Raw genomic sequence first — 22,849 nt, 5'->3', positions numbered from 1 at the left:
CACCGTTGCCGGTAAGCCTATGCCGTCGCTTGCCCGGCGAATTTAGCGGTAACCGATTCCTACCGTGATAGTAATGATAAAAGGATACTTTATGGTTTATCTGGCCAATCCAATGCGTTACGACGATATGTTATATCGCCGCTGCGGTAATAGCGGTCTTCAACTGCCGGCGGTGTCGCTCGGCCTGTGGCATAATTTCGGCGACGTCACGTTGCTGGAAAACAGCCGCGCCATGGTGCGCCGCGCCTTTGACTTAGGCATTACCCATTTTGACCTGGCCAATAACTACGGGCCGCCCCCGGGATCCGCCGAAGCCAATTTCGGCCGGTTGCTGCGCGAGGATTTGCTCCCCTACCGTGACGAGCTGATTATTTCCACCAAGGCGGGCTATACCATGTGGCCCGGGCCTTACGGCGACTGGGGCTCGAAAAAATACCTGGTGTCCAGCCTGGATCAGAGCCTGCGCCGTCTGGGCCTGGACTACGTGGATATCTTTTATCATCATCGTCCGGACCCCGCTACGCCGCTTGCCGAAACCATGAGCGCGCTGGATCTGCTGGTACGCCAGGGCAAGGCGCTCTACATCGGCCTGTCCAACTACCCCGCCGCGCTCGCCAGGCAGGCGTTGGCGCTATTAAACGACCTCGGCACTCCCTGCGTGATTCATCAACCCAAATATTCCATGTTTGAACGGTGGGTGGAACCTGAACTGCTTGATGTGCTGGCTGAGAACGGCGTGGGGTCGATAGCCTTTTCGCCGCTGGCCGGCGGTCAACTGACGGACCGTTACCTGAACGGCATACCGCAGGATTCGCGGGCGGCCAGACCGGGTCTGACCCTGACGCCGGAACAGCTTACCGCGCAGAAAATGGATAAGGTACGGCGCCTGAACGATATTGCCCTGGAACGCGGCCAGAAGCTGGCGCAAATGGCGCTGGCCTGGGTGCTGCGCGGCGATCGGGTAACGTCGGTGCTGATTGGCGCCAGCAAAACCTCGCAAATAGACGACGCGGTGGGGATGCTGGCCAATCGCGAATTCACCGCCGACGAATTGGCGCGTATCGAAGCGATACTGGCATAAGGCCGCGCCGGCCCGCAATTTCCGCCCGGTATTGGCGGGCCCGGCGTGCCACGGAGCCTCGGTCGGGCGCATAAACCGCGCCCGGCCAACCCCATAGACACGCATTGCCCTTAACGCGCCGGGTACGGCCTCTGCGGTAGGGTGGCGTATCGGATAGCCGGAGAAGATAAAGTCCGGTTACAGGCCGAACGCGGTGCCCACCATCAAATAGCCATTCAGCGTTACCACCACCGCCACGATAACCCACCCCAACGTCTGGATCAGGCGCGAGTTCACCATGTCGCCCATCAGGACGCGGTTGCCGGTAAAGGTCAGCAGCGGCACCAGCGCCAGCGCAATGCCGAAGCTGAGCAGGACCTGGCTTAATACCAGGATACGGGTCGGGTCCAGCCCCATCATGATAACCACAAAGGACGGCAGCATCGTGACCACCCGCCTTACCAGCAGCGGTATGCGAAAACGCACAAATCCCTGCATCACCACCTGCCCGGCCATGGTGCCCACCACGGTGGAGGACAGGCCCGCCGCCACCAGGCTTAAACCGAATACCGTCGCCGCCGTATGGTTCAGCAGCGGCGCCAAGGTCAGGTAGGCCTCATCCAGATCGGCGATGCCGGTATGCCCGCTGAAGTGAAATGCCGCCGCCGCGGTGGCCATCATGGCCAGATTGACAAAACCGGCGGTGGTCATGGCGATGGCCACATCCAGTTTAGTCGAGGAGTAGCGTTGGGCGCGGTTGCCGTGCAGTCCGTTTTGCGTCAAGGAAGAATGCAGGTAAATCACATGCGGCATAATGGTGGCGCCCAGCACCCCGGCGGCCAGGAAAACCGCGTCGCCGTTCGGCAGGCTGGGCAGCAGCATGCCTTTACCCAGTTCCGCCATATTCGGTTGCGAAAAAAACAGCTCCGCGATATAGGCGGCGGCGACAAACAGCAGCAGCCCGCCAATGACCAATTCCAGTGGTTTTTGACCCCGCTGTTGCAACATGAGGATCAAGAATGTGGCGATGCCGGTAATGATTGCGCCTTGCAGCAGCGAGCAGCCCAGCAGCATTTTAAAACCGATGGCCGCGCCGACGAATTCCGCCAAATCGGTGGCCATGGCAATGATTTCAGCTTGTATCCAGTAGGCCCACACCGCCGGGCGCGGGAAGCGATCGCGGATATGCTCCGCCAGGTTCTTGCCGGTGGCGATACCCAGCTTTGCCGACAACAGCTGGATGAGCATGGCCATAAAGTTGGCCCACACCACCACCCAGAGCAATCGGTACCCGAAGCTGGCGCCCGCCTGGATATTGGTGGCGAAATTACCGGGGTCGATATAGCCAATCGCCGCGATAAACGCCGGGCCAAGCAATGAGAGCTTTACCTTGCGTGATGCGCGATTGACACCGTCCGCAGTTCGGCTATTCAGCATATCAGTGACCCTTATGATCCATCGAATTAGCTTCATCCTATCCAAACGATAATAATTATCAAGCGCATTTAGGACGTTTCGGGTTATCTCTGCGATAGATGACGATGATGATGAGCATAAAGGGGGCAAAACCCAGCCTAATGACAGTTTCATCCCTAATTGGACCGGCTTAGAAGCGCCAATGGGTTACTAAATTACATTAGCACACTATTAACATAATTGGATATAAATTTAACTTTTTTCGCGACTTATCTGTGACCGCCTCGCTATCCTCATCTTCTGCTAGAGGATTTTTATATATTTGCAACTTATAACTCGTTTTTAGTTCGACCGTTACATAGAATGAGCGGCAAATTATTGCCTGCCTCATAACTGGAGCAACTATGTCCCGGATTTTTCATTTTGTCCTCGCTCTTGCCGTAGTGGCAATCCTGGCGTTATTGGTCAGCCACGATCGTAAAAAAATCAGGCTGCGCTTTATTGTTCAACTATTAGTCATTGAAGTCCTGCTTGCTTATTTTTTCCTCAACTCGCAGATTGGATTGGGTTTTGTGCAGGGATTCTCGGCGCTGTTTGATAAGTTGCTAGGATTTGCCGCCGAAGGGACAGGATTTGTTTTCGGTAATATGAATAAACAGGGCCTGGCATTCTTTTTCCTGAATGTGTTATGTCCGATTGTATTTATCTCGGCCCTGATAGGTATTTTACAGCATATCCGGGTGCTCCCTTTTATTATCCGCATCATCGGTACCCTGCTGTCGAAAATTAACGGTATGGGCAAGCTGGAGTCGTTTAACGCCGTCAGTTCGCTGATCCTGGGGCAATCGGAAAACTTCATCGCCTATAAGGATATCCTGGGCAAGATGTCCGAACGCCGGATGTACACCATGGCGGCCACGGCGATGTCGACGGTATCGATGTCCATCGTCGGCGCCTATATGACCATGCTGGAACCGCGCTATGTGGTGGCCGCTCTGGTATTGAATATGTTCAGCACCTTTATTGTGCTGTCATTGATCAATCCCTACCAGGTCGGCAAGGAAGAAGAGCTGCAGATGAGTAATCTGCATGAAGGACAGAGCTTTTTCGAAATGCTGGGTGAATATATCCTGGCGGGCTTCCGGGTGGCCATTATCGTCGCGGCCATGCTGATTGGCTTCATTGCCATTATCGCCGCCATAAACGCCTTGTTCAGCCTGGTGTTCGGCATCAGCTTCCAGGGCATACTGGGGTATATATTTTATCCCTTTGCCCGGGTCATCGGCATCCAGGGCGACGAGGCGCTGCGGGTCGGCAGCATCATGGCCACCAAGCTGGTCTCCAATGAGTTTGTCGCCATGATGGATTTGCAAAAGGTTGCCGGCCAACTGTCCGCGCATTCCGTCGGCATCCTGTCGGTATTCCTGGTGTCGTTTGCCAACTTTTCATCCATCGGCATCGTGGCCGGCGCGATTAAAGGCCTGAACGAACACCAGGGCAACGTGGTATCCCGCTTCGGCCTGAAGCTGGTGTACGGCTCGACGCTGGTCAGCCTGCTGTCCGCCGCCATCACCGGTTTGGTAATTTAAACCGCCGTCCATCTTGCCGTCATAACGACGGTGCGGTTGGGGCCGGGGAAACCCGGCCTTTTTTATAGGATTGACGCGATAAATCGAGGCGGCGCCAGGCATGCACGCACAAGATATAAAAACAAAAAACCGGCCAGAAGCCGGTTTTTTTAATGTGGTGGAGCTAAGCGGGATCGAACCGCTGACCTCTTGCATGCCATGCAAGCGCTCTCCCAGCTGAGCTATAGCCCCAACGTACTTCCTGGGTAACACGAACACCGTCGTAACACATCATCATATCAGGCCAATCGAGGTGATTGGTGGAGCTAAGCGGGATCGAACCGCTGACCTCTTGCATGCCATGCAAGCGCTCTCCCAGCTGAGCTATAGCCCCGTACCCGACACATCATGTCTGGTGGACGGGGCGCATGATATGAAACCCGGCAAACAGTGTCAACGGCTAATTGAAATTAACGCATCAAACGCTGAAAAAGCCGTCAAATCCTCGATAACGAACGGTTTATCCGGCGCGCTGGGCGATATAGTCCAGCGCCTTATCGATACGGGCCAACGAACGTGACTGTCCGACGGCATGGACGGTGACATCCAGCGCCGGCGACTGGCCCGCGCCGGTGACCGCCACGCGCAGCGGCATCCCTACCTTGCCCATGCCCACGTTGAGCTCCGCCGCCGTCTCCTCGATAGCGTTATGCACGTGTTCAGGCGACCACGACGTCAGGGCGGCCAGTTTGGCGCGCGCCAGCACCAACGGCTCGCGGGCCACCAGGCGCAGATGTTTTTTGGCCGCGTCGGCATCGAACTGCTCGAAATCCTCATAGAAATAATGGCATGAGGCCGCCATTTCTTTCAGGGTCTTGCAGCGATCGCCGAGTAATGTCACCAGCTCCGCCAGTTGCGGCCCATTGCGGGTATCAATGCCCGCTTGTTCCATATGCCATACCAGGTGGGTGGCGACGTATTCCGGCGGCAGATGATTAATGTAGTGGTGATTAAGCCACAGCAGCTTTTCGGTGTTAAAGGCGCTGGCCGATTTGCTGATATCGTCCAGGGTAAACAGCCGCTTCATTTCTTCGATGGAGAAAATTTCCTGATCACCATGGGACCAGCCCAGGCGCACCAGGTAATTCAGCAGGGCCTCAGGCAGAAAACCGTCGTCGCGGTACTGCATTACGCCCACCGCGCCGTGGCGTTTGGACAGCTTCTTGCCGTCGTCGCCCAGGATCATCGAGACGTGGGCATATTCGGGCACCGGCGCGCCCAGGGCCTTGAGAATATTGATCTGGCGCGGCGTGTTGTTGATATGATCCTCACCGCGGATAACATGGGTGATTGCCATATCCCAGTCGTCAATCACCACGCAGAAATTATAGGTGGGCGAGCCGTCGGTACGGCGGATAATCAGGTCGTCAAGCTCTTGGTTGCTAAATTCAATCGGGCCGCGAATATTATCATTAAAGATAACCGAGCCGTCCTGGGGATTGGCGAAACGCACCACGCAAGGCTCGGCATCGTCATGCTGTTCATGGCTGTGGCGGCAGCGGCCGTCGTAACGCGGTTTCTCGCCGTTGGCCATTTGCTGCTCGCGCAGGGCTTCCAGGCGCTCCCTGGAGCAATAGCATTTATAGGCGGTGCCCTGCACCAGCATGTCGTCGATCACCGCGTTATAACGGTCGAAACGTTTGGTCTGGTAGTAAGGACCTTCATCCCAATCCAGGTTCAGCCAGTTCATTCCGTCCATAATGGCGTTGATAGCTTCCTGGGTGGAGCGCTCAAGATCGGTATCCTCGATACGCAGCACGAACTCCCCGCCCTGGCTACGGGCAAACAGCCATGAATATAAAGCGGTACGGGCGCCGCCGACATGAAGATAGCCGGTGGGGCTGGGCGCAAAACGGGTTTTAATTTTCATCAGGAACACTGCCTTATTACGCATGGCTGACAGTCGGGAGCAATGCTCCCGGCCGGTTATAAAAAGTGGACAATATTCTACCACTCCAGCCCGATTCCTCAACGCTGTTCCACTTTTGCTGCTCCTTTTGCAGAGATTAAAGGCGCAAACCCGTTCATCTTGACTAATTTTACGACGAACACACTTTTTACTTTCAAAAATCGTTGACTCACTTGGCAGTATCCCTATAATGCGACTCCACACGGCGGGGTGATTAGCTCAGCTGGGAGAGCATCTCCCTTACAAGGAGAGGGTCGGCGGTTCGATCCCGTCATCACCCACCACTTAATTTTCTAAGTGGCTCCGCTGTGAGAAATAGAAGTAATACGCGGTAAGAAGTGGGTGATTAGCTCAGCTGGGAGAGCATCTCCCTTACAAGGAGAGGGTCGGCGGTTCGATCCCGTCATCACCCACCACTTCTTAAGTCGGTATTGTTTTGATGTTCGTTTACAGAAATGGGTGATTAGCTCAGCTGGGAGAGCATCTCCCTTACAAGGAGAGGGTCGGCGGTTCGATCCCGTCATCACCCACCATTTCTGTCCTTTTAAGTGGGTCGTTAGCTCAGTTGGTAGAGCAGTTGACTTTTAATCAATTGGTCGCAGGTTCGAATCCTGCACGACCCACCACTTTCAAGAATACCCCCCAAACTTCAAACCAAGCCAATACCTCAATATTTCGCGTGTCGTGCGGATTTGAACCTGCGCAGGTTCGAGTCGAGCGCAGCGAGACAGCGTTGCCGCCAGGCGACGACCCGAAGGGCGAGGCCAGCGGCCGAGTCATCCTGCACGACCCACCACTTTCAAGAATACCCCCCCAATCTTCAAACCAAGCCAATACTACAATATTTCGCGCGTCGTGCGGATTTGAACCTGCGCAGGTTCGAGTCGAGCGCAGCGAGACAGCGTTGCCGCCAGGCGACGACCCGAAGGGCGAGGCCAGCGGCCGAGTCATCCTGCACGACCCACCACTTTCAAGAATACCCCTCAAACTTCAAACCAGGCCAATACCTCAATATTTCGCGCGTCGTGCGGATTTGAACCTGCGCAGGTTCGGGTCGAGCGCAGCGAGACAGCGTTGCCGCCAGGCGACGACCCGAAGGGCGAGGCCAGCGGCCGAGTCATCCTGCACGACCCAACAGCTTTCGTTCCGGGGTGACACTGGCCCGATAACTTCAGCTATACCGCCGCGGTTTTGCTGCGTAAAAAATCGAGCACGGCTCTGGTTGCTGCGCTGATGTGCTTATCACGGTAATAGTAGGCCCAGAAGCCCTGATAGACAGGACACCACTCCTGCAACAAAGGCACCAGCTTCCCGCTATCAATCTCTTCCTGTAAATGGTGCTCGACCCACATGGCAATACCCAGACCCTCTGTTGCGGCCCGTACCGCTGCACGCCGATCATTGATGGTCAGTGGCCCCTGTACTGCAAGGGTGATTTTCTCGCTGCCTTTACTGAACTCCCAGTTATAAGGCGAGGCATCAGGCTGCTGCCGCCAGTTAATACATCGATGGCGAGCCAGGTCTCTGGGGTGTTCTGGTGTTCCATTGGTCGCAAGGTAATCGGGGGAAGCCACCGGAATTTGTCGTAGTGCAGGGCCAACCGGAAAGGCGACCGTTTCCGGGTGTATGTATTCACCTAAGCGAAAACCAATGTCATATCCCTCACTGACGATGTCGATCCAGGCATCGTCCAGACGAACTTCCAGAGTGATTTCCGGGTATGAGGTATGAAATGTCGCAAGACGAGGGGCGATCAGATCATTCCAGGCAACGCGCGGCATAACGAGCCTGACATTCCCGACCGGGTGTTCACGTTGCCAGGATAGTTCCCGGGTTGCGGCTTCAATTTCCTGAAACGCCAGGCTCAGGCGTGCCAACAGTTGTGCCCCCTGATCGGTTGTGGACACACTTCGAGTGGTACGATGAAAAAGCTGGACCCCGGTCCGCTCCTCCAGGCGACGAATGATCTGGCTCATCGCTGAAGGGCTAATCTCCAGCAGACGAGCCCCGCCATTAAAGCTACCGGCTGTCGCAACAGCGATGAACGCTTCGTAGTCTTTAAATAGAGTCGATTTCATAGAGGTGTAAATTATATATCCTAACTGACATAGTTAATTGAAAATAACGGCGATTATCATTTTATTTATAATATGTATGCTTGTCGACACACTAGACACACTAATAGGAGAACCTTGATGCCTGACAAGCGATATTCCACCCTGCGTAAGCAACTGGATGATGGCGTGGCCACTGTCACGTTTGACAATCCTCCCCTCAATCTCGTCACCCCTGAAGTGATCGGGGAACTGACACTACTGCTTGAGGAATTGCGAACGGATGATAGGGTACGCACCATTGTGTTCGACAGTGCTGACCCCGATTTTTTTATCGGACATGCGGATCTCAACCTCTTTCTCGGCCCCCGTGATCGGGTGCCGCCGAAAGGCAACACACTCAACCCACTGCAAACCCTTCTGGAAACACTGCGAACGCTGCCTAAGGCCACTATCGCTATGCTTGACGGGCGTGCAGTCGGGATTGGGCCGGAGTTTCTTACCTCCTGTGATATGGCTTTTGCCTCTGATCGCTCGGTCCTGATGCAATTCGAGGTGGCTATGGGCGTGCTGCCTGGTGCAACGGGGTCACAGCGCCTGCCACGCCTACTGGGACGTATGCGGGCACTTGAAGTGATTCTGGGATGCGATGAAATCGCCGCTGATGTGGCTGAACGTTATGGCTTTATCAACCGTGCGATGCCAGTGGCCGAGCTCAAACCCTTTGTGAAGAGGCTAGCCCACCGGATTGCAACTTTCCCGGCGCAGGCTATCGCACTCACCAAAGTGGCGGTGGATGCTGCCGATCATCTGCCGATCCATCTCGGCCTGCTCGAAGAGAGTCATACCCTTAATCAGACGCTGGTGAGTGGCGAAGCTCAACGCCGGATGAAATCGTTTCTCGCTATGGGAGCGCAGACGGTGGAGTTTGAGAAAAACGACTTCGCCAGTTCGCTCGACAAGCTGCAATCTTCCTAATCGGAAAGGAGATATCACATGATCCACTTAACACCCAGGGCAGCGATGCAAAAGCTTGTCGATGATATTTCGAGTGATAACTGGCACGAACTGCACATGCTGTATGCACCTGACGCAGTTGTCCGCCATCCCATCGCACGTGATGAGCGCTCGTTGCTGCAAGGACGTAAAGGCCTAAAACAGCATTTTGAACGTTTTTTCGCCACAGGAGTGAAATTGCGTGCGACACCGATTCATTTCATTGATACCACGGACCCCGAACTGGTGATCGGTTCCTTCACCTACCACGGTGAAAAGGGTTTCGGGATGGAACATTTTGATCTGGAAGCGTGTTTCATCTGGCGGGTCCGTGATGGATTGATTCTTGACACGACCGATTACCTCAGCCCTCCGGTGCCGCCCCGTGACCAAACACAGGAGAAATAAACATGACACAATCCGCTATTAACCTCAGCCAGACCACCACTGAACGTCGTCAGCGAGGTGAGGAAATCATACGTCTACTGACCAATGGCGCACCGCAGCCTGCTTCACTGGATGCACTGGAACGTGACTTCCCGTTTCTTTCAAATGCCGTGAGTGCATTCGCGGTTGGTGAAATTTTCGATCGCACCGGCGTGTTGGACATTCGCACGCGTCAGATTGCGCTTTGTACGGCTTTCGCAGCGCTGGGTCTGACGGATTTTTTGAAGATTCATGCCGGTTATGCCCTCAATCACGGTGCCAGCGAAGAAGAAATTAAGGAAATCGCCAATATCGTGATTATTCCGGGTGGTTTCCCCCGGGCCATAATGGCTTCGCAGGCAATTTCAGCGTTACTTGCGGAGCGCAGAAAGGACTGACGACCAGACGCCCATGCAGAACGCACTACCATCAGGCTGTGCGTTATTTTTTGGGAAATATGTTTCCCCCGACTCATGGCTTTTGAACTTAATTGAGGGATGTCATAACCATCTTCTGGCCCGGCGGTACCTTACAGTAAAACCCACTGCGGGAGGCGATATATTTTGTCATCGGGCCAGAAACAGGCTGGCATAGCTGTCGGATGTGTATACTGCTTTCAGCGAACACAGACCGAAAATTAATCTGATTAAATGTTTTTTAAACATGTACCTATCCCACAAGCGGCGCCGTCAATCGGCTCGCGGGGAACGCGAGCGGCTGGGGTGGCTAAAAAAAACTTATTAAATAGCTTGCTATTTAATATCGAGTTAACTAAATTACCTCCAGGGAACTTAGCAAGGCCGGAAAGACCCAGTTAACCTACAAGACACCGCACCTGTGCTAACGTTTTCAGGACAGAGTTACAACCAATTAAATAGTGTGCTATATATTATTTCACTATTTAATGATGTGTGTAGCATAACCGTCACCATCGCCCCCGGCGATACCTTTTATCACACAAGGAAATTTATCATGAACAAATTAACCACCCTGTTTACCGCTTCACTGTTGACGCTCGGCATGAGCAGCGCGTTTGCCGCGGCCCAGACCTCCGCCGCCGATCGCCAGGTCCAGGCGTTCCTGAACGCGTTAAACAGCCAGGGCGGCAAACCCATGGAGCAGCTTTCGCCGCAAGATGCACGCCAGGTATTGGTTGATGCGCAAGCCAACGCCAAGCTGCCGCCGGCCGATGTCAGCGAAAAAACCATTAACGTCGACGGGAAGGATATCTCCCTGACCATCGTCAAACCTGCCGGCGCCAGCGGCACGCTGCCGGTATTTATGTTCTTCCACGGCGGCGGCTGGATCCTGGGCGACTTCCCCACCCATGAACGCCTGGTGCGTGATTTGGTCGTGGAATCCGGAGCGGCGGCGGTATTTGTAAATTACACGCCTTCCCCAGAAGCGCATTATCCGGTGGCCATCAACCAGGCCTATGACGCAACGCGCTGGGTAGCCGAACATGGAGCGGAAATCGGCGTCGACGGCTCACGTCTCGCCGTGGCCGGCAACAGCGTCGGCGGCAATATGGCGACGGTGGTGGCGCTGATGGCAAAAGAAAAAGGCGCGCCGAAAATCCGTTTCGAAGCCCTGATGTGGCCGGTGACCAACGCGAATTTCGATACTGTTTCCTATAAAACCTACGCCAACGGCCATTTCCTAACGCGTAATATGATGAAATGGTTCTGGGATGCTTATACCAAGGATGTCGCGCAGCGCAAGGATATTCACGCCTCGCCGCTGATGGCAACCCCGGCCCAGTTGAAAGGCCTGCCGCCGACGCTTATCCAAACCGCCGAGCTGGACGTACTGCGCGATGAGGGTGAAGCCTATGGCCGCAAACTGGATGCCGCCGGCGTAGACGTTACCATCACCCGTTATAACGGCATGATCCATGACTTCGGCTTGTTAAACCCGTTAAGCCAGGTGCCGGCGGTGCGTTCCCAAGTCCTGCAGGCCGCGACCGAACTGAAAACCCATCTGCAATAAGCACTCCGTTGATGACCACCCGGGAGCCTGATGGCTCCCTTTGCGTTATCCGCAGCCGGGCTGTCAGCAAAATCTTTCCCGCATAAAAGCAATATACTCATCCTCGGGCAATTCGCGCCGGGCGCGGATAAATCCCCGGCTATCGTCCCCGATCAGATAACGCAAACGATCCGACCCATCGGTGGCCGCCTCATGGATAACCTTGGCCACATCCAGCGCACTGATGGTCCTGGCCGCGCCCAGCGCGGCAAATGCCCGCTGCGTCTTGGCGATAAAAAGCGCGTAATCGGTTAATCCTTTATCCTGGGCTTGATATTCGCCCTGGCGCTCGACAAACCGGGTTTCCGTCACGCCGCCGTGCGGGATAACCAGTTTTACGCCGATGCCCACCGCCGCCAGCTCATAGGCCAGCGCTTCGCTAAACCCCTCCAGGGCAAATTTACTGGCGCAATAAAGCGAAATCATCGGCAGGGTGAACAGGCCGGCGCCGGAACTGAGATTGATAATAGTGCCGCTGCCCTGGCGGCGAAAATGCGGCAGCAGCGCCCGTGTCACCGCCATGACCCCGAAAACGTTGACGGCGAACTGCCGCTGGATCTGGGCCTCGGTCACGGCCTCAAACAGTCCGAACTGGCCGAAGCCGGCGTTATTGACCAGCGCGTCGATAGCGCCAAAGCGTTGCATGCCGGCGTCGATGGCGTCGCCGATGCTGTGCGCATCCTCCACATCCAGCCTGGTCAGCAAGATATTATCGCGCCCGGCCAGCGGGGATTCCGGCTGCGGGTGGCGTAGCGTGGCGACCACGTTCCAGCCTTGATCGGCAAAATAGCCGGCGGCGGCCAGGCCGATGCCTGAAGAGGTGCCGGTGATGAGCAGGGTTTTTGCCATGGGTGACAGACTCCGTTGGAAAGGCGTGAATGCCTGCGGCCAGCATAAATCCGTTGAAAGCATGCAACAATAGGCCTAATTTGACATGATTTGATGCAGGAAATAGCACAATGAAGAATACGGCATTGTTCGAACTGCAGGCTATAGACGCGGTGGCGTCGGCCGGCAGTTTCCGTCAGGCCGCCAGCCAGCTCGGCATTTCACCGTCGGCGCTTAGCCACCGGGTGGCGACGCTGGAAAGCCGTCTGGGGGTGCGTCTGTTTAACCGCACCACCCGCAGCGTTTCATTATCCCAGGCTGGCGAACAATTGCTAAACCGGGTGCGCCCGGCGCTCAATGAAATCGATGCGGCCATGGAGGGCGTCAACCGGTTTCGCCTGACGCCGTCCGGGCGCCTGCGGCTCAATACCGCCGAAGCGGCGGCCAGGATGATCCTGCGGCCGATCGTGCTGGAATTTTTGCGCCGTTATCCCGATATGACGGTGGAGATCGTGGCCGACGGCCGGCTGGTGGATATCGTCGCCGAGGGCTTCGACGCCGGCATCCGGCTGGCGGAAAGCGTGCCGCTGGATATGATTGCCGTGCCCTGCTCGCCGCCGCTGCGTTTTCTGGTGGTGGGCGCGCCGGCGTATTTTGCCTTATACGGCCGTGCGCAGGAGCCGGGCGAACTTGTCCGGCACCGCTGCCTGCGCAGCCTGCTGCCCAGCGGCGCGCCGCTGCATTGGCAATTTGAACGACGGGGCGAAAAGCGGGTGGTGAATGTGAGCGGCCCGCTGACGCTGGATAACCAGCCGCTGATGATCGACGCAGCCCTGGCGGGCGCCGGTCTGGCCTGGGTGAGTGAATCGGCGGCGGCGCCCTATCTGTTGTCCGGCGCGCTGTCGCCGGTACTGGAAGACTGGTGTCCGCGGTTTGCGGGGCTGCGCCTGTATTATCCGGGACACCGGCTGGTGCCGGCCGGTTTACGCATGTTTATCGATCTTATCCGTGAAGTCATGGATAGTCATGGCGACGCCCGGACGCCGCCATGAAGAATGCGCGCAATGACGTTAGTGTGCCCCGCCCCCGCCGCCCTGGGCGCTGAACGGCGGTTTCGCCAGCCAGATAACCAGGATCAGGGCAAAAAACATCCAGCCCAGCAGGGTAAAGTAGTCAATGGTGGAGAGCATATACGCCTGGCTTTCCACCAGCTTATCCAGTTGCGCCATGGCAGTCTGGCTGGCGCCCCCCAGCCCGGCGATGTACTCCTGGGTGTTGGCGCTGTAGGGCGTGATGTTTTCCGTCAACTGCGCATGGTGGAAAATTTCACGCCGTTGCCAAATCCAGGTGGTTAACGAAGAGGCAAAACTGCCGCCCAATACGCGCAGGAAGGTTGCCAGTCCCGATCCGTCGGCAATCTCCCTTGGCGACAGGCTCGAGAGCAGGATACTGGTGGTCGGCATAAAAAACAGCGCCACGCCGATCCCCATAAAGCCCTGGATCATCGCAATATGATAATAATCCACCTGGGTGGTGAAATCAGCGCGCATAAAGCAGCTGACGCCGATCACCAGGAAGGAGCCGCCCGCCAGCAGCCTGAGGTCGAACTTATGGGCATAGCGCCCCACCAACGGCGACATGAATACCGGCAGTATGCCGATCGGCGCCGCCGCCAGCCCCGCCCAAACCGGTGTGTAGCCTAATTGGGTTTGCAGCCACTGCGGCAGTAACAGATTGATGCCGAAAAAGCCCGAATACCCCAATACCAGCGCCAGGGTGCCGAATGAAAAGTTGCGGTAGCGGAACAGTCGCAGATTAACGATGGGATGTTTATCGGTAAACTCCCAAATCACCAGGGCTGTCAGCGAGATAGCGGCAATCAGCGCGCCGATGATAATAAAGTTGGACCCAAACCAGTCCAGGTCGTTTCCTTTATCCAGCACCACCTGCAGCAGGCCGACGCCCACCACCAGCAGGCCCAGGCCGATATAATCTATAGGCTGGTGCTCCTGCTCCTCCGGGCGCCCCTTTAACTGGGCGAACACCAGCATGGCGGCAAATATACCTATGGGTACGTTGATAAAGAAGATCCACGGCCAGGTGTAGTTATCGGTAATCCAGCCGCCCGCCAGCGGACCGACAATGGGCGCCACCACCGTCACCATGGCCAGCAGCGACAGCGCCATCCCCCGCTTGGCGGCGGGATAAATCGACAGCAGCAGGGTCTGCGCCATGGGATACAGCGGACCGGCGAAGAACCCCTGCAAGGCGCGGAAAATGACCAATTGCGTCATGCTTTGCGAAATACCGCACAAAAACGAGGTGATGATAAACAGCAGCACCGACGCCAGGAACAGTTTGGTCTGGCCGAAGCGCCGCGACATCCAGCCGGTCAACGGCAGGGCGATGGCGTTGGAGACCGCGAACGAGGTAATAACCCAGGTCCCCTGCTCCGAGCTGACGCCCAGATTGCCGGAAATGGTCGGCAACGCCACGTTGGCAATCGTGGTATCCAGTACCTGCATAAATGTCGCCAGCGACAGTCCGATGGTGGCCAAGACCAGGCTGGGCGGACGAAACGATTGTTCACTCATGGCGACTCCGCATTAATTTTTACCCTGGCCGGCGGCCATGGCCTGCTCGCCATTTTCATGGATGATGCGGGCCACCAGCTTATCGGCTTCCACCAGTTGATGGTCGTAGACATCGGTGGCGAAACGCGGCTGCTCTTGCGGATTAACCGCCAACACGGGGCCGTCCTGGTTGTGCAGGTTCACGGTCACGTTGGTGGACAGCCCTATGCGCAGCGGGAATTTATCCAGATGATCGGGCTCCAGGCGAATGCGCACCGGTAAACGCTGGACAATCTTGATCCAGTTGCCGCTGGCGTTTTGCGCCGGCAGCAGCGAGAAGGCGCTGCCGGTGCCGACGCCCAGGCTTTCGACCTTGCCGCGATAGGCGACATCGCCGCCGTAAAGGTCGGCATCAATTTCCACGGGCTGGCCGATGCGCATTTTCACCAGCTGTGTTTCCTTGAAATTGGCGTCGATCCAGATTTGATCCAGCGGCACCACCGCCATCAGGGCGCTGCCCGGCTGCACGCGGCTGCCGACCTGCACGGAACGCTTGGCCACATAACCGCTGACCGGCGCCACCATGGTGCTGCGCACATGATCCAGATAGGCCTTGCGCAGCTGGGCGGCCGCGGCCTTCACATCGGGATGGGAACTGATGGTGGTGTCGTCCACCAGGGCAAACGTGGTGCTTAACTGCTGCTGGGCCGACGTGAGCGAGGTTTCCGCCGAGGTCAGCGCGTCGCGTGAATGCGACAGCTCTTCCTGGGATATCGCCCCGTCGCGCGCCAGGTTGGCCCGCCGCTGGTAGTCGTCCCGGGCGCGCTGCAGCTGGATTTTGCTCGCCGCCACCATGGCCTTGTAATTATCCACATTGCTGTATAATCCCCGCACCTGGCGCACGACCTTGGCCAGATTGGCCTCGGCGCTTTCCTGGTTGACGATGGTATCGCTGGGATCCAGGCGCACCAATACCTGGCCCTGGCGGACAAAGTCGCCGTCATCGGCGGCGATGGCGGTAACCGTACCCGACACCTGCGGCGTAATCTGCACCAGATTGCCGGAGACATAAGCATCATCGGTGGATTCAAAAAAACGGGCGTGCAGCCAATAATAAAGGCCAAAAGCAATAGCGGCCACAATAATTATCGCCATTAAAATCAACAACATCAGTCTGCGCTTACCCGACTTCGCCGGCGGATTGACCGGCGCGGCGTTGTTATCTGTTGGAGCGTTGGTGGAATTCTCAGCCATAAAATAGTTCTCAGTGTGCTTGATTCATGGCCACGTTTTGCGCGGCATTGGAAGAAACGGAAGAATGAAAGCCGCCGCCCAGCGCCTGCATCAGCAAGATGGCGGTGTCGGTACGATCGGCACTCAACGCGGCCAGCTGACGCTCGGCCTGGATAAGCTGTTGTTCTACGCTCAGGGCATCAAGATAGTTGCCGACGCCCGCGCTGTAGCGCTGCATGGCATTGCCCCATGAATCATTGGCGATATCCCGCGCGCGCATTTGCTGCTGGATTTGGATATCCAGTGAATTCAGACGGGTAATGGCATCGCCAATATCCCCCAGCGCCGACACCAGCGACTGGTTGTATTGCGCCACCGCCAGATCGTAATCGGCATTGCTGCCGGCCAGATCGGCGCGACGGCGGCCGCCGTCGAAGATGGGCAGCGACAGGGCCGGTCCAATGCTGAAATAACGTTCTGGCGCGCCAAAGAACGCGTCTCCCACCAGCGATTTGGTGCCGGCGGCGGCGGTCAGGTTAATGTTGGGGTAAAAGGCGGTACGGCTGACCTTGATATCCTTGGTTGCCGCCTCGACCCGCCAGCGCGCGGCCACCAGATCCGGCCGGCGGCCGAGCAGCTCGGCCGGAAGCGTGGGCGGCAGGCTGACGACGGACGGCGCAATCAGCTTCGGCCGCGGCAGGCCGGCGGCGCGATCCGGGCCCTGCCCCAGCAAGACCGCCAGACGGATGCCGGCGGCGCGCACCTGCTGCTGGGTGTCGGTCAGGCTGGCTTCGGCCGAGGCCTCGAGGCTTTCGGTCTGTTGATACTGGAATTTACTGTCCAGCCCGGCGTTAAGACGCTTGGAGGCCAGATTCAGCATGGTGCGGGTGCGCTCCAGATCTTTTTGCGCCAGATCCTGCATCGCCCAGGCCTGGCCCAGGGTGTTGTAGGCGCGCGCCACGTCCGCGGACAACGTCAGCCTGGCCGCCTGGCGATCGACCTCCGAGGCGTTGGCCCGACCGACCGCGGCTTCCCAGGCGGCACGCTGCCCGCCCCATAAATCGAAGCTGTAATCGAAGTTCGCCGACAGGGTGCGCAGCGTGGCATATCTTTTACCTTGCCCGGTGGGATCGTCCACCGCGGACATGCGTTCGCGCGTGATGCCGGCGTTAGCATCAAGCGTCGGCATGCGATCGGCCTCGGCGGCCAGGACCGTGGCGCTGGCCTGGCGCGCGCGCGCGTCCGCCACCTGCAGATCGGGGCTGGAACGCAAGGCTTGCTGGATGAGCAGGTTAAGCTGCGGGTCGCCAAGGCTGTTCCACCAGTCGGCAGCCGGCCAGCCGGCGCTGGACAGGGTATTGGCCTTCAGCGTGTTTTCACTGTGCAGGCTGGCGACATCAAGCGTCCGGCCTTCGGTATGTAAACCATTTGGCAGGGCGCACCCCGCCAGGATCAGCGAGCAGAGCAACGGTAATAAACGAATGCGCAACGGCATAGTAAAATTTACTCCTTAAATACCGGCAGGGATCGCCAGCTTCTTCAGCAGGCGATCGAATTCATTAAGTTCTGAGGGTGTCAGGGGCGCCAGTAAATCATTAAAGGACTTGAGCGCTATCTGCGGGATCTGCCGGCAAAACGCATGCCCCTGCTCGGTCAGCGCCAGATGGAATTGACGTCGATCGGTGGTGCTGCGCACCCGCATGATCATCTTTTTATTCTGCAGCCGGTCCAGCATGCGCGACATGGCGCCGCTATCGAGGGAGATGCAGCGGCATAGCTCCGCCGACGTGGTTAAACCGTCCCGGTTCATCATCAACATGACCTTGAACTGGGCGGCGGTAATCTCGTAGGGTTCCAGATAGCGTTCAAGAATACGATCCTTGCACAGGTTCAACCGGTGGATTTGCCGTCCCCAGGCATAGACCTTATCAATATCGTCAGCGGAAAAATGGTCCATAATAATCTTTGCCTAGGCAGCTATTAGGCGGGGGACTATACTGCGGCTAAAGTACGTAAACAACCGTCAGTTTTGTAACCAAATATTTACACATGGAGAAATCGGCCGGCGCGGGCTTTTCCACATGGAGAAAAGCGCACTATTTGGTAAACCGACCAGCCTCGTTGGTAAACCGGCCAGCCTCGCCGGGCCAGCAGCAGCCGCAGGATCTCAGTCGTTGCCGATCGCCAGCACCGTCAGCACATCCTCCTCCCTGACGGCATAACCGCATTCAAACAGCATGCCCACCGGCAGCGCGGGCGTCAGTTCGACCTGCAGCTCCAGGGTGATGCGGTTGCCGGCCAGGCGGACCACGCGCGCGTCGAGAAAATCGAAGTAACGCTTGACCGAGGGATACAGCGCCTTGAACAGGCTCTCCTTGGCGGAAAACGCCAGGGTCAGGGCGACGGCGAAAGGCAGTTCCAGGGTGGCGAAATACTCGCGCTCCCAGGCGCTGATGATACCGGGCCACAGTTCCAGCGCGCGGGGACCGTTAATCAGTGTTTCGATATCTACGCCCAACCCGGATACCGCACGGCCTGGGCGCCGCCAGCCTATACCGATGGCCAGCGTGCCGTGATGGGTCAGCGCGCCCTGCACGTCGTCCGGCCAGGCCGGCGCCCGGTCTTCCCCCGCCAGCAAATCGAAATGGCGATAGCCCGCATCCTCTAATACGCGTCCGGCGACGATGCGCCCCGCCAGATACTCCCCGCGCCGTTTAACGGCGGCGCCGGCGATTGACGGCGGCAGCCTGATACCCCGGGCGGCAAAATCCTCATCGTGATATAAGGCGATGTCAAAGCGACAGGACCAGGCCCGCGCCGGCGCAACCAGGGTAAGCAGATCGGCGGGGCCGAACGGCAGTCCCTGGTCCACGGATAAAATACAGGAAACAGGGTGGCTCATATCGTGAAGGTATCCTTATCGGGTCAAACGCTCAGGAAAACCGGCGCTATCCGCATAAGTATAATCACATTTTGCCCGGCAGGCGTTCGGCCTGTTTAAACAAGGGCTTAATCAGGCCGTATAAGGCCGGATTGTCGCTTTCATCCTTCAGCGCGATGCCCGATAAACGCCGCTGCCCGGCCTGTTCAAGCAGCCATGCCAGTTTAAAGGCCGCCTGGGGATAATCCAGCCCCTCGGGACGGATATTGGAGATACAGTTGCGTTCCGACTCCAGGCGCCGGATATGGGGCTCCCAGGTAAAATAGATGCCCAGGCTGTCAGGCGAGGATAAGCCGGGCCTCTCTCCAATCAGGATTGCCACCGCCCGCGCCTGCAGGCAGGCGCCGATATCATCCCCCAGGGCCACCCGCGACTGGTGTGCCAGCACCACCGGCGCCATTTTCAGCCCCAACAGCGCCAGGTAAGGCGTCAACGCGCGGATAAACGGCACCGCCTGGCGATGTACCGCCTTCGAGGACAGGCCGTCGCCGACTACCAGCAGGATATCGGCCTGTTTATCCGGATACGCGGTTAACATCTTGCGGCTGTCGTCGCCAAGACGGCGGCCCAGGTCCGGCCGGCAAAGATAGGTCTCCCGGTTTTGCGCCGCGCTGTGCACCGTAAGCGTGGTTAAGCCATCCGCTTCCAGCTGTCGCGCCAGCGATTCGCTGTCAAAGGGTTGATGCACCGCGTCGCGCGCCTGGGCGTGGGCCAGCCCGAAGTTGAGCAGTTCACGGGTAGGCAGGCTGGAGCCGGAACGGCCGAGCGCGATGCGCGCCGCGGTAAACTCCCGCAGGCCCTCCCAGGGGTTGGCATGGACGCTATTGCCCACCGGATATTTGCCGGCCGGCGGCGGGACAGTTTTACTCATGGCTCACTCCAGGACATGATGTTGCAGCAGGGGATGCTGGCCGCTGGTGTCGCGCAGCATCCCGTCGGCGTTGATAATCTGCATACGCTGCAGCCAGGCGGAAAACTCCGGGGCATGTTTGAGCCCGAACAGCTCGCGTACATACAGGGCGTCATGGAACGACGTGCTTTGATAATTCAGCATGATATCGTCCGCGCCCGGCACCCCGATCAAGAACGTCAGCCCGGCGGCGGCCAGCAGGGTCAGCAGCGTGTCCATATCATCCTGATCGGCCTCGGCATGATTGGTATAGCAGACATCGCACCCCAGCGGCACGCCCAGCAGCTTGCCGCAAAAATGATCTTCCAGCCCGGCGCGGATAATCTGTTTGCCGTCATAGAGATATTCCGGTCCGATAAATCCCACCACGGTATTGATAAGCAAGGGTTTAAAGCGGCGCGCGATGGCATAGGCGCGGGCTTCGCAGGTCTGCTGATCGACGCCGTGATGGGCATTGGCCGACAGGCAACTGCCCTGCCCGGTCTCGAAGTACATCACGTTGTCGCCCAGCGTGCCCCGGTTCAGGCTCAGCGCCGCCTGCCGGGCTTCATCCAGCAGCGCGAGGTTGATGCCGAAACCGGCGTTGGCCGCCTCGGTGCCGGCTATCGACTGGAAGACCAAATCTACCGGCGCGCCGCGCTCAATCAGCTTGATGGTATTGGTGACATGGGTCAGCACGCAGGATTGGGTGGGAATGGCAAAACTGCTGATCACGTCATCGAGCATATAGTTGAGTTTTTCCAACAGCGGCAGGCTGTCGCTGGCGGGATTGATGCCGATCACCGCATCGCCGCTGCCATACAGCAAACCGTCGAGCATGCTGGCGGCGATGCCTTTGAGATCGTCGGTGGGATGATTGGGCTGCAGCCGGACGCTCATATGGCCCGGCAGGCCGATGGTATTGCGAAAGCGGGTGATCACGCGGCATTTTTTCGCCACCAGGATCAGATCCTGGTTACGCATGATTTTGCTTACCGCCGCGGCCATTTCCGGCATGATGCCCGCGGCGACCTGGGTCAGGCGGGCGCTGTCGGTGCGCTCGGACAGCAGCCAGTCGCGGAAATCGCCCACCGTCAGGTGGGCGATGGGAGCAAAGGCCGCCGCGTCGTGACCGTCGATAATCAGGCGCGTGACCTCATCCGTTTCATAAGGAATAAGTGGCTGCTGCAAAAATACCGTCAGCGGCACATCCGCCAGCGCAATGCGCGCCGCCATACGCTCCTCGGCGCTGCCGGCGGCCACTCCGGCCAGGTAATCGCCGGAACGCGCCGGCGATGCCTTGGCCATCAGTTCGCGCAAATCGGCAAAACGGTAGCTGCGATGACTTAGCGTGGCGTGAAACATCAACCCTCCGGGATCAGTCCGATAACGTCAGCTGCGGATCCGGCGCCGCCGCGTCGCGGGCATAACGCGTCAGGCGGAAATAGGCATAACCCAATAACATCATTATGGCGAAAATCATAAACAGCATTTGATTGTAATAGATCATCGCCACCAGGCAGATGACCGCCATCACCAGCGCCAGCGCCGGGGCAAACGGATACAGCGGCGCGCGGAACGGGCGGATAAGCCGGGGTTCAAGGCGGCGCAGTTTAAACAGCGACGCCATGGAGATGATATACATTACAATAGCACCGAATACCGACATGGTAACGATGTTGGCGGTTAATGGCTGGCCGCCGATGATAATCAGGGAATCGGAAAAAATCGCCGCGATGCCCACCACGCCGCCGGCAACGATCGCCAGATGCGGCGTGCGAAAACGACGGTTGATCCTGGAAAGCGGTTTCGGCAGGTAGCCGGCGCGCGCCAAGGCGAAAATCTGGCGCGAGTATCCCATGATAATACCGTGGAACGACGCAATCAGCCCGAACAGTCCCAGCCAGACCAGCATATGCAGCCAGCCGCTGCTGCCGCCGACGATAATCTTCATCGCCTGCGGCAGCGGGTCGTTGATATTGGCCAGTTTGGTCCAGTCGCCCACCCCGCCGGCAAACACCATCACGCCGAGCGCCAGCGCCGTTAAGGTCAGGATGCCGCCGATAAAGGCGCGGGGAATGGTGCGCTGGGGATCCTTGGCCTCTTCGGCCGCCATGGAGGCGCCTTCAATGGCGAGGAAAAACCAGATGGCAAACGGAATGGCGGCAAAAATACCGGAAAACGCGCCGACGCTGAAGTGTTCCGCGCCGGCCCAGCCGCCGCGGGTAAAGTTGGCCAGGTCGAAGCCCGGGGCCACCACGCCCATAAACACCAACAGCTCAAATATCGCCAGCAGGGTGACCAGTAGCTCGAACGTGGCGGCGATACTGACGCCGAGAATATTCAGCGTCATAAACACCAGATAGGCGGCCAGGGCCACCCAGCGCGGTTCCAGCGCCGGAAACTGCACGTTAAGATAGGCGCCGATGGCCATGGCGATGGCCGGCGGGGCAAAGACAAATTCCACCAGGGTGGCGAAACCGGCAATAAAACCGCCGGTGGGACCGAACGCGCGATGGGCGTAGGCGAAGGGACCGCCCGCATGGGGTATGGAGGTGGTCAGTTCGGTGAAGCTGAAGATAAAGGCGCAATACATGGCCGCCACCGCCACCGCGGTGACCAGGAAGCCCAGCGTGCCCGCCTGGGCCCAGCCGTAGCTCCAGCCGAAATACTCGCCGGAAATCACCAGGCCCACGGCGATGCCCCACAAATGGAAACTCCCCAGCGTACGCTTCAAAACCGGTGCCACTTTTGTGCTTTGCATAATGGTGTCCTAGGCTATGTAAGTATTTGTAAAGGTGCAAAGGTCATACCACATCAGCGGAGCACGGTGAATTGAGGCCAATATGCTGATAAAACAGCCGAATC

19 protein-coding genes, 6 tRNA genes and 3 other RNA genes are annotated in these 22,849 nt (G+C 57.8%); 14 read left to right on the top strand and 14 right to left on the bottom strand.

Annotated elements, in window-relative coordinates:
- Window positions 1-91: 91 nt before the first annotated feature.
- Window positions 92-1,081 (top strand): L-glyceraldehyde 3-phosphate reductase, encoded by a 990-nt coding sequence (gene mgrA, locus ACL2XN_RS25270; RefSeq protein WP_413729709.1) that lies wholly within the window; start codon window positions 92-94, stop codon window positions 1,079-1,081.
- Window positions 1,082-1,258: 177 nt separating this feature from the next.
- Here mgrA and ACL2XN_RS25265 read toward each other — a convergent pair whose 3' ends face one another.
- On the bottom strand, window positions 1,259-2,497 hold the full coding sequence (locus ACL2XN_RS25265) for an Nramp family divalent metal transporter (protein WP_410014144.1): 1,239 nt from the start codon (window positions 2,495-2,497) through the stop codon (window positions 1,259-1,261).
- Window positions 2,498-2,880: 383 nt separating this feature from the next.
- Between ACL2XN_RS25265 and ACL2XN_RS25260 the strand changes: the two genes are divergently transcribed.
- Window positions 2,881-4,065 (top strand): NupC/NupG family nucleoside CNT transporter, encoded by a 1,185-nt coding sequence (locus tag ACL2XN_RS25260; RefSeq protein ID WP_410014143.1) that lies wholly within the window; start codon window positions 2,881-2,883, stop codon window positions 4,063-4,065.
- Window positions 4,066-4,220: 155 nt separating this feature from the next.
- Here the strand turns inward: ACL2XN_RS25260 and ACL2XN_RS25255 are convergent.
- The 3 genes from ACL2XN_RS25255 to gltX form a co-directional block, all read right to left on the bottom strand.
- A tRNA-Ala gene (locus tag ACL2XN_RS25255) sits at window positions 4,221-4,296 on the bottom strand.
- 66 nt (window positions 4,297-4,362) lie between these two features.
- Window positions 4,363-4,438, bottom strand: a tRNA-Ala gene (locus tag ACL2XN_RS25250).
- A 126-nt stretch (window positions 4,439-4,564) separates the two neighbouring features.
- Window positions 4,565-5,974: a glutamate--tRNA ligase gene (gene gltX, locus ACL2XN_RS25245; protein ID WP_413723362.1), complete on the bottom strand. Its 1,410-nt coding sequence runs from the start codon at window positions 5,972-5,974 to the stop codon at window positions 4,565-4,567.
- A 247-nt stretch (window positions 5,975-6,221) separates the two neighbouring features.
- Here gltX and ACL2XN_RS25240 point away from each other — a divergent pair.
- The 7 genes from ACL2XN_RS25240 to ACL2XN_RS25210 all read left to right on the top strand — a co-directional run bounded on the left by ACL2XN_RS25240 (window position 6,222) and on the right by ACL2XN_RS25210 (window position 7,150).
- A tRNA-Val gene (locus tag ACL2XN_RS25240) sits at window positions 6,222-6,297 on the top strand.
- 56 nt (window positions 6,298-6,353) lie between these two features.
- Window positions 6,354-6,429: transfer RNA gene (locus ACL2XN_RS25235), tRNA-Val, on the top strand.
- A 41-nt stretch (window positions 6,430-6,470) separates the two neighbouring features.
- Window positions 6,471-6,546: transfer RNA gene (locus ACL2XN_RS25230), tRNA-Val, on the top strand.
- A 17-nt stretch (window positions 6,547-6,563) separates the two neighbouring features.
- A tRNA-Lys gene (locus ACL2XN_RS25225) sits at window positions 6,564-6,639 on the top strand.
- Between the two features lie 44 nt (window positions 6,640-6,683).
- A non-coding RNA gene (locus tag ACL2XN_RS25220) (RtT sRNA) lies at window positions 6,684-6,809 on the top strand.
- A 45-nt stretch (window positions 6,810-6,854) separates the two neighbouring features.
- Window positions 6,855-6,980, top strand: a non-coding RNA gene (locus ACL2XN_RS25215) — RtT sRNA.
- A 44-nt stretch (window positions 6,981-7,024) separates the two neighbouring features.
- A non-coding RNA gene (locus tag ACL2XN_RS25210) (RtT sRNA) lies at window positions 7,025-7,150 on the top strand.
- A gap of 38 nt (window positions 7,151-7,188) precedes the next feature.
- On the opposite strand, the gene ACL2XN_RS25205 is transcribed toward ACL2XN_RS25210, so the two are convergent.
- Window positions 7,189-8,091, bottom strand: coding sequence for a LysR substrate-binding domain-containing protein (locus ACL2XN_RS25205; RefSeq protein ID WP_413729708.1), 903 nt, complete (start codon window positions 8,089-8,091; stop codon window positions 7,189-7,191).
- A gap of 117 nt (window positions 8,092-8,208) precedes the next feature.
- On the opposite strand from ACL2XN_RS25205, the gene ACL2XN_RS25200 reads away from it, so the two are divergent.
- The 4 genes from ACL2XN_RS25200 to ACL2XN_RS25185 all read left to right on the top strand — a co-directional run bounded on the left by ACL2XN_RS25200 (window position 8,209) and on the right by ACL2XN_RS25185 (window position 11,478).
- Window positions 8,209-9,045 (top strand): enoyl-CoA hydratase/isomerase family protein, encoded by an 837-nt coding sequence (locus ACL2XN_RS25200; protein WP_413723364.1) that lies wholly within the window; start codon window positions 8,209-8,211, stop codon window positions 9,043-9,045.
- 18 nt (window positions 9,046-9,063) lie between these two features.
- Window positions 9,064-9,471: a nuclear transport factor 2 family protein gene (locus ACL2XN_RS25195; protein WP_413723365.1), complete on the top strand. Its 408-nt coding sequence runs from the start codon at window positions 9,064-9,066 to the stop codon at window positions 9,469-9,471.
- A 2-nt stretch (window positions 9,472-9,473) separates the two neighbouring features.
- Window positions 9,474-9,887, top strand: coding sequence for a carboxymuconolactone decarboxylase family protein (locus ACL2XN_RS25190; protein ID WP_413727914.1), 414 nt, complete (start codon window positions 9,474-9,476; stop codon window positions 9,885-9,887).
- Between the two features lie 622 nt (window positions 9,888-10,509).
- Window positions 10,510-11,478, top strand: a complete 969-nt coding sequence (locus ACL2XN_RS25185) for an alpha/beta hydrolase (RefSeq protein WP_410016758.1) — start codon at window positions 10,510-10,512, stop codon at window positions 11,476-11,478.
- Between the two features lie 63 nt (window positions 11,479-11,541).
- Here the strand turns inward: ACL2XN_RS25185 and ACL2XN_RS25180 are convergent, their stop codons facing one another.
- The gene (locus tag ACL2XN_RS25180) at window positions 11,542-12,366 is read right to left on the bottom strand and encodes an SDR family oxidoreductase (RefSeq protein ID WP_410014141.1); all 825 of its coding nucleotides are present in this window, start codon (window positions 12,364-12,366) and stop codon (window positions 11,542-11,544) included.
- 110 nt (window positions 12,367-12,476) lie between these two features.
- Here ACL2XN_RS25180 and ACL2XN_RS25175 point away from each other — a divergent pair, with 110 nt between their 5' ends.
- Window positions 12,477-13,397, top strand: a complete 921-nt coding sequence (locus ACL2XN_RS25175; protein ID WP_410014140.1) for a LysR family transcriptional regulator — start codon at window positions 12,477-12,479, stop codon at window positions 13,395-13,397.
- An 18-nt stretch (window positions 13,398-13,415) separates the two neighbouring features.
- On the opposite strand, the gene ACL2XN_RS25170 is transcribed toward ACL2XN_RS25175, so the two are convergent.
- The 8 genes from ACL2XN_RS25170 to eat form a co-directional block, all read right to left on the bottom strand.
- Window positions 13,416-14,939 (bottom strand): DHA2 family efflux MFS transporter permease subunit, encoded by a 1,524-nt coding sequence (locus ACL2XN_RS25170; RefSeq protein ID WP_410014139.1) that lies wholly within the window; start codon window positions 14,937-14,939, stop codon window positions 13,416-13,418.
- Window positions 14,940-14,951: 12 nt separating this feature from the next.
- Window positions 14,952-16,172 carry an efflux RND transporter periplasmic adaptor subunit gene (locus tag ACL2XN_RS25165; protein ID WP_410014138.1) on the bottom strand — a complete coding sequence of 407 codons (1,221 nt, stop codon included), beginning with the start codon at window positions 16,170-16,172 and terminating at the stop codon, window positions 14,952-14,954.
- Window positions 16,173-16,182: 10 nt separating this feature from the next.
- Window positions 16,183-17,646, bottom strand: coding sequence for an efflux transporter outer membrane subunit (locus tag ACL2XN_RS25160; protein WP_410014137.1), 1,464 nt, complete (start codon window positions 17,644-17,646; stop codon window positions 16,183-16,185).
- A 15-nt stretch (window positions 17,647-17,661) separates the two neighbouring features.
- Entirely contained in the window at window positions 17,662-18,108 is a 447-nt protein-coding gene (locus tag ACL2XN_RS25155) for a MarR family winged helix-turn-helix transcriptional regulator (protein ID WP_410014136.1), read from the bottom strand.
- Between the two features lie 210 nt (window positions 18,109-18,318).
- Window positions 18,319-19,053 carry a 4'-phosphopantetheinyl transferase family protein gene (locus ACL2XN_RS25150; RefSeq protein ID WP_413723370.1) on the bottom strand — a complete coding sequence of 245 codons (735 nt, stop codon included), beginning with the start codon at window positions 19,051-19,053 and terminating at the stop codon, window positions 18,319-18,321.
- 64 nt (window positions 19,054-19,117) lie between these two features.
- A complete protein-coding gene (gene eutC, locus ACL2XN_RS25145; protein ID WP_413731025.1) occupies window positions 19,118-19,924 on the bottom strand; it encodes an ethanolamine ammonia-lyase subunit EutC in 807 nt (268 codons plus the stop codon).
- A 42-nt stretch (window positions 19,925-19,966) separates the two neighbouring features.
- Window positions 19,967-21,346, bottom strand: coding sequence for an ethanolamine ammonia-lyase subunit EutB (locus ACL2XN_RS25140; protein ID WP_410014134.1), 1,380 nt, complete (start codon window positions 21,344-21,346; stop codon window positions 19,967-19,969).
- Between the two features lie 13 nt (window positions 21,347-21,359).
- Window positions 21,360-22,745: an ethanolamine permease gene (gene eat, locus ACL2XN_RS25135; RefSeq protein WP_410014133.1), complete on the bottom strand. Its 1,386-nt coding sequence runs from the start codon at window positions 22,743-22,745 to the stop codon at window positions 21,360-21,362.
- Window positions 22,746-22,849: the final 104 nt, after the last annotated feature.

It is taken from the genome of Sodalis sp. RH22 (assembly GCF_047324165.1).
In the GTDB taxonomy this organism is placed as follows: domain Bacteria; phylum Pseudomonadota; class Gammaproteobacteria; order Enterobacterales; family Enterobacteriaceae; genus Acerihabitans.
Note: the sequence above shows the minus strand (reverse complement) of the source record. Positions and strands in the feature narration are given on the sequence as shown.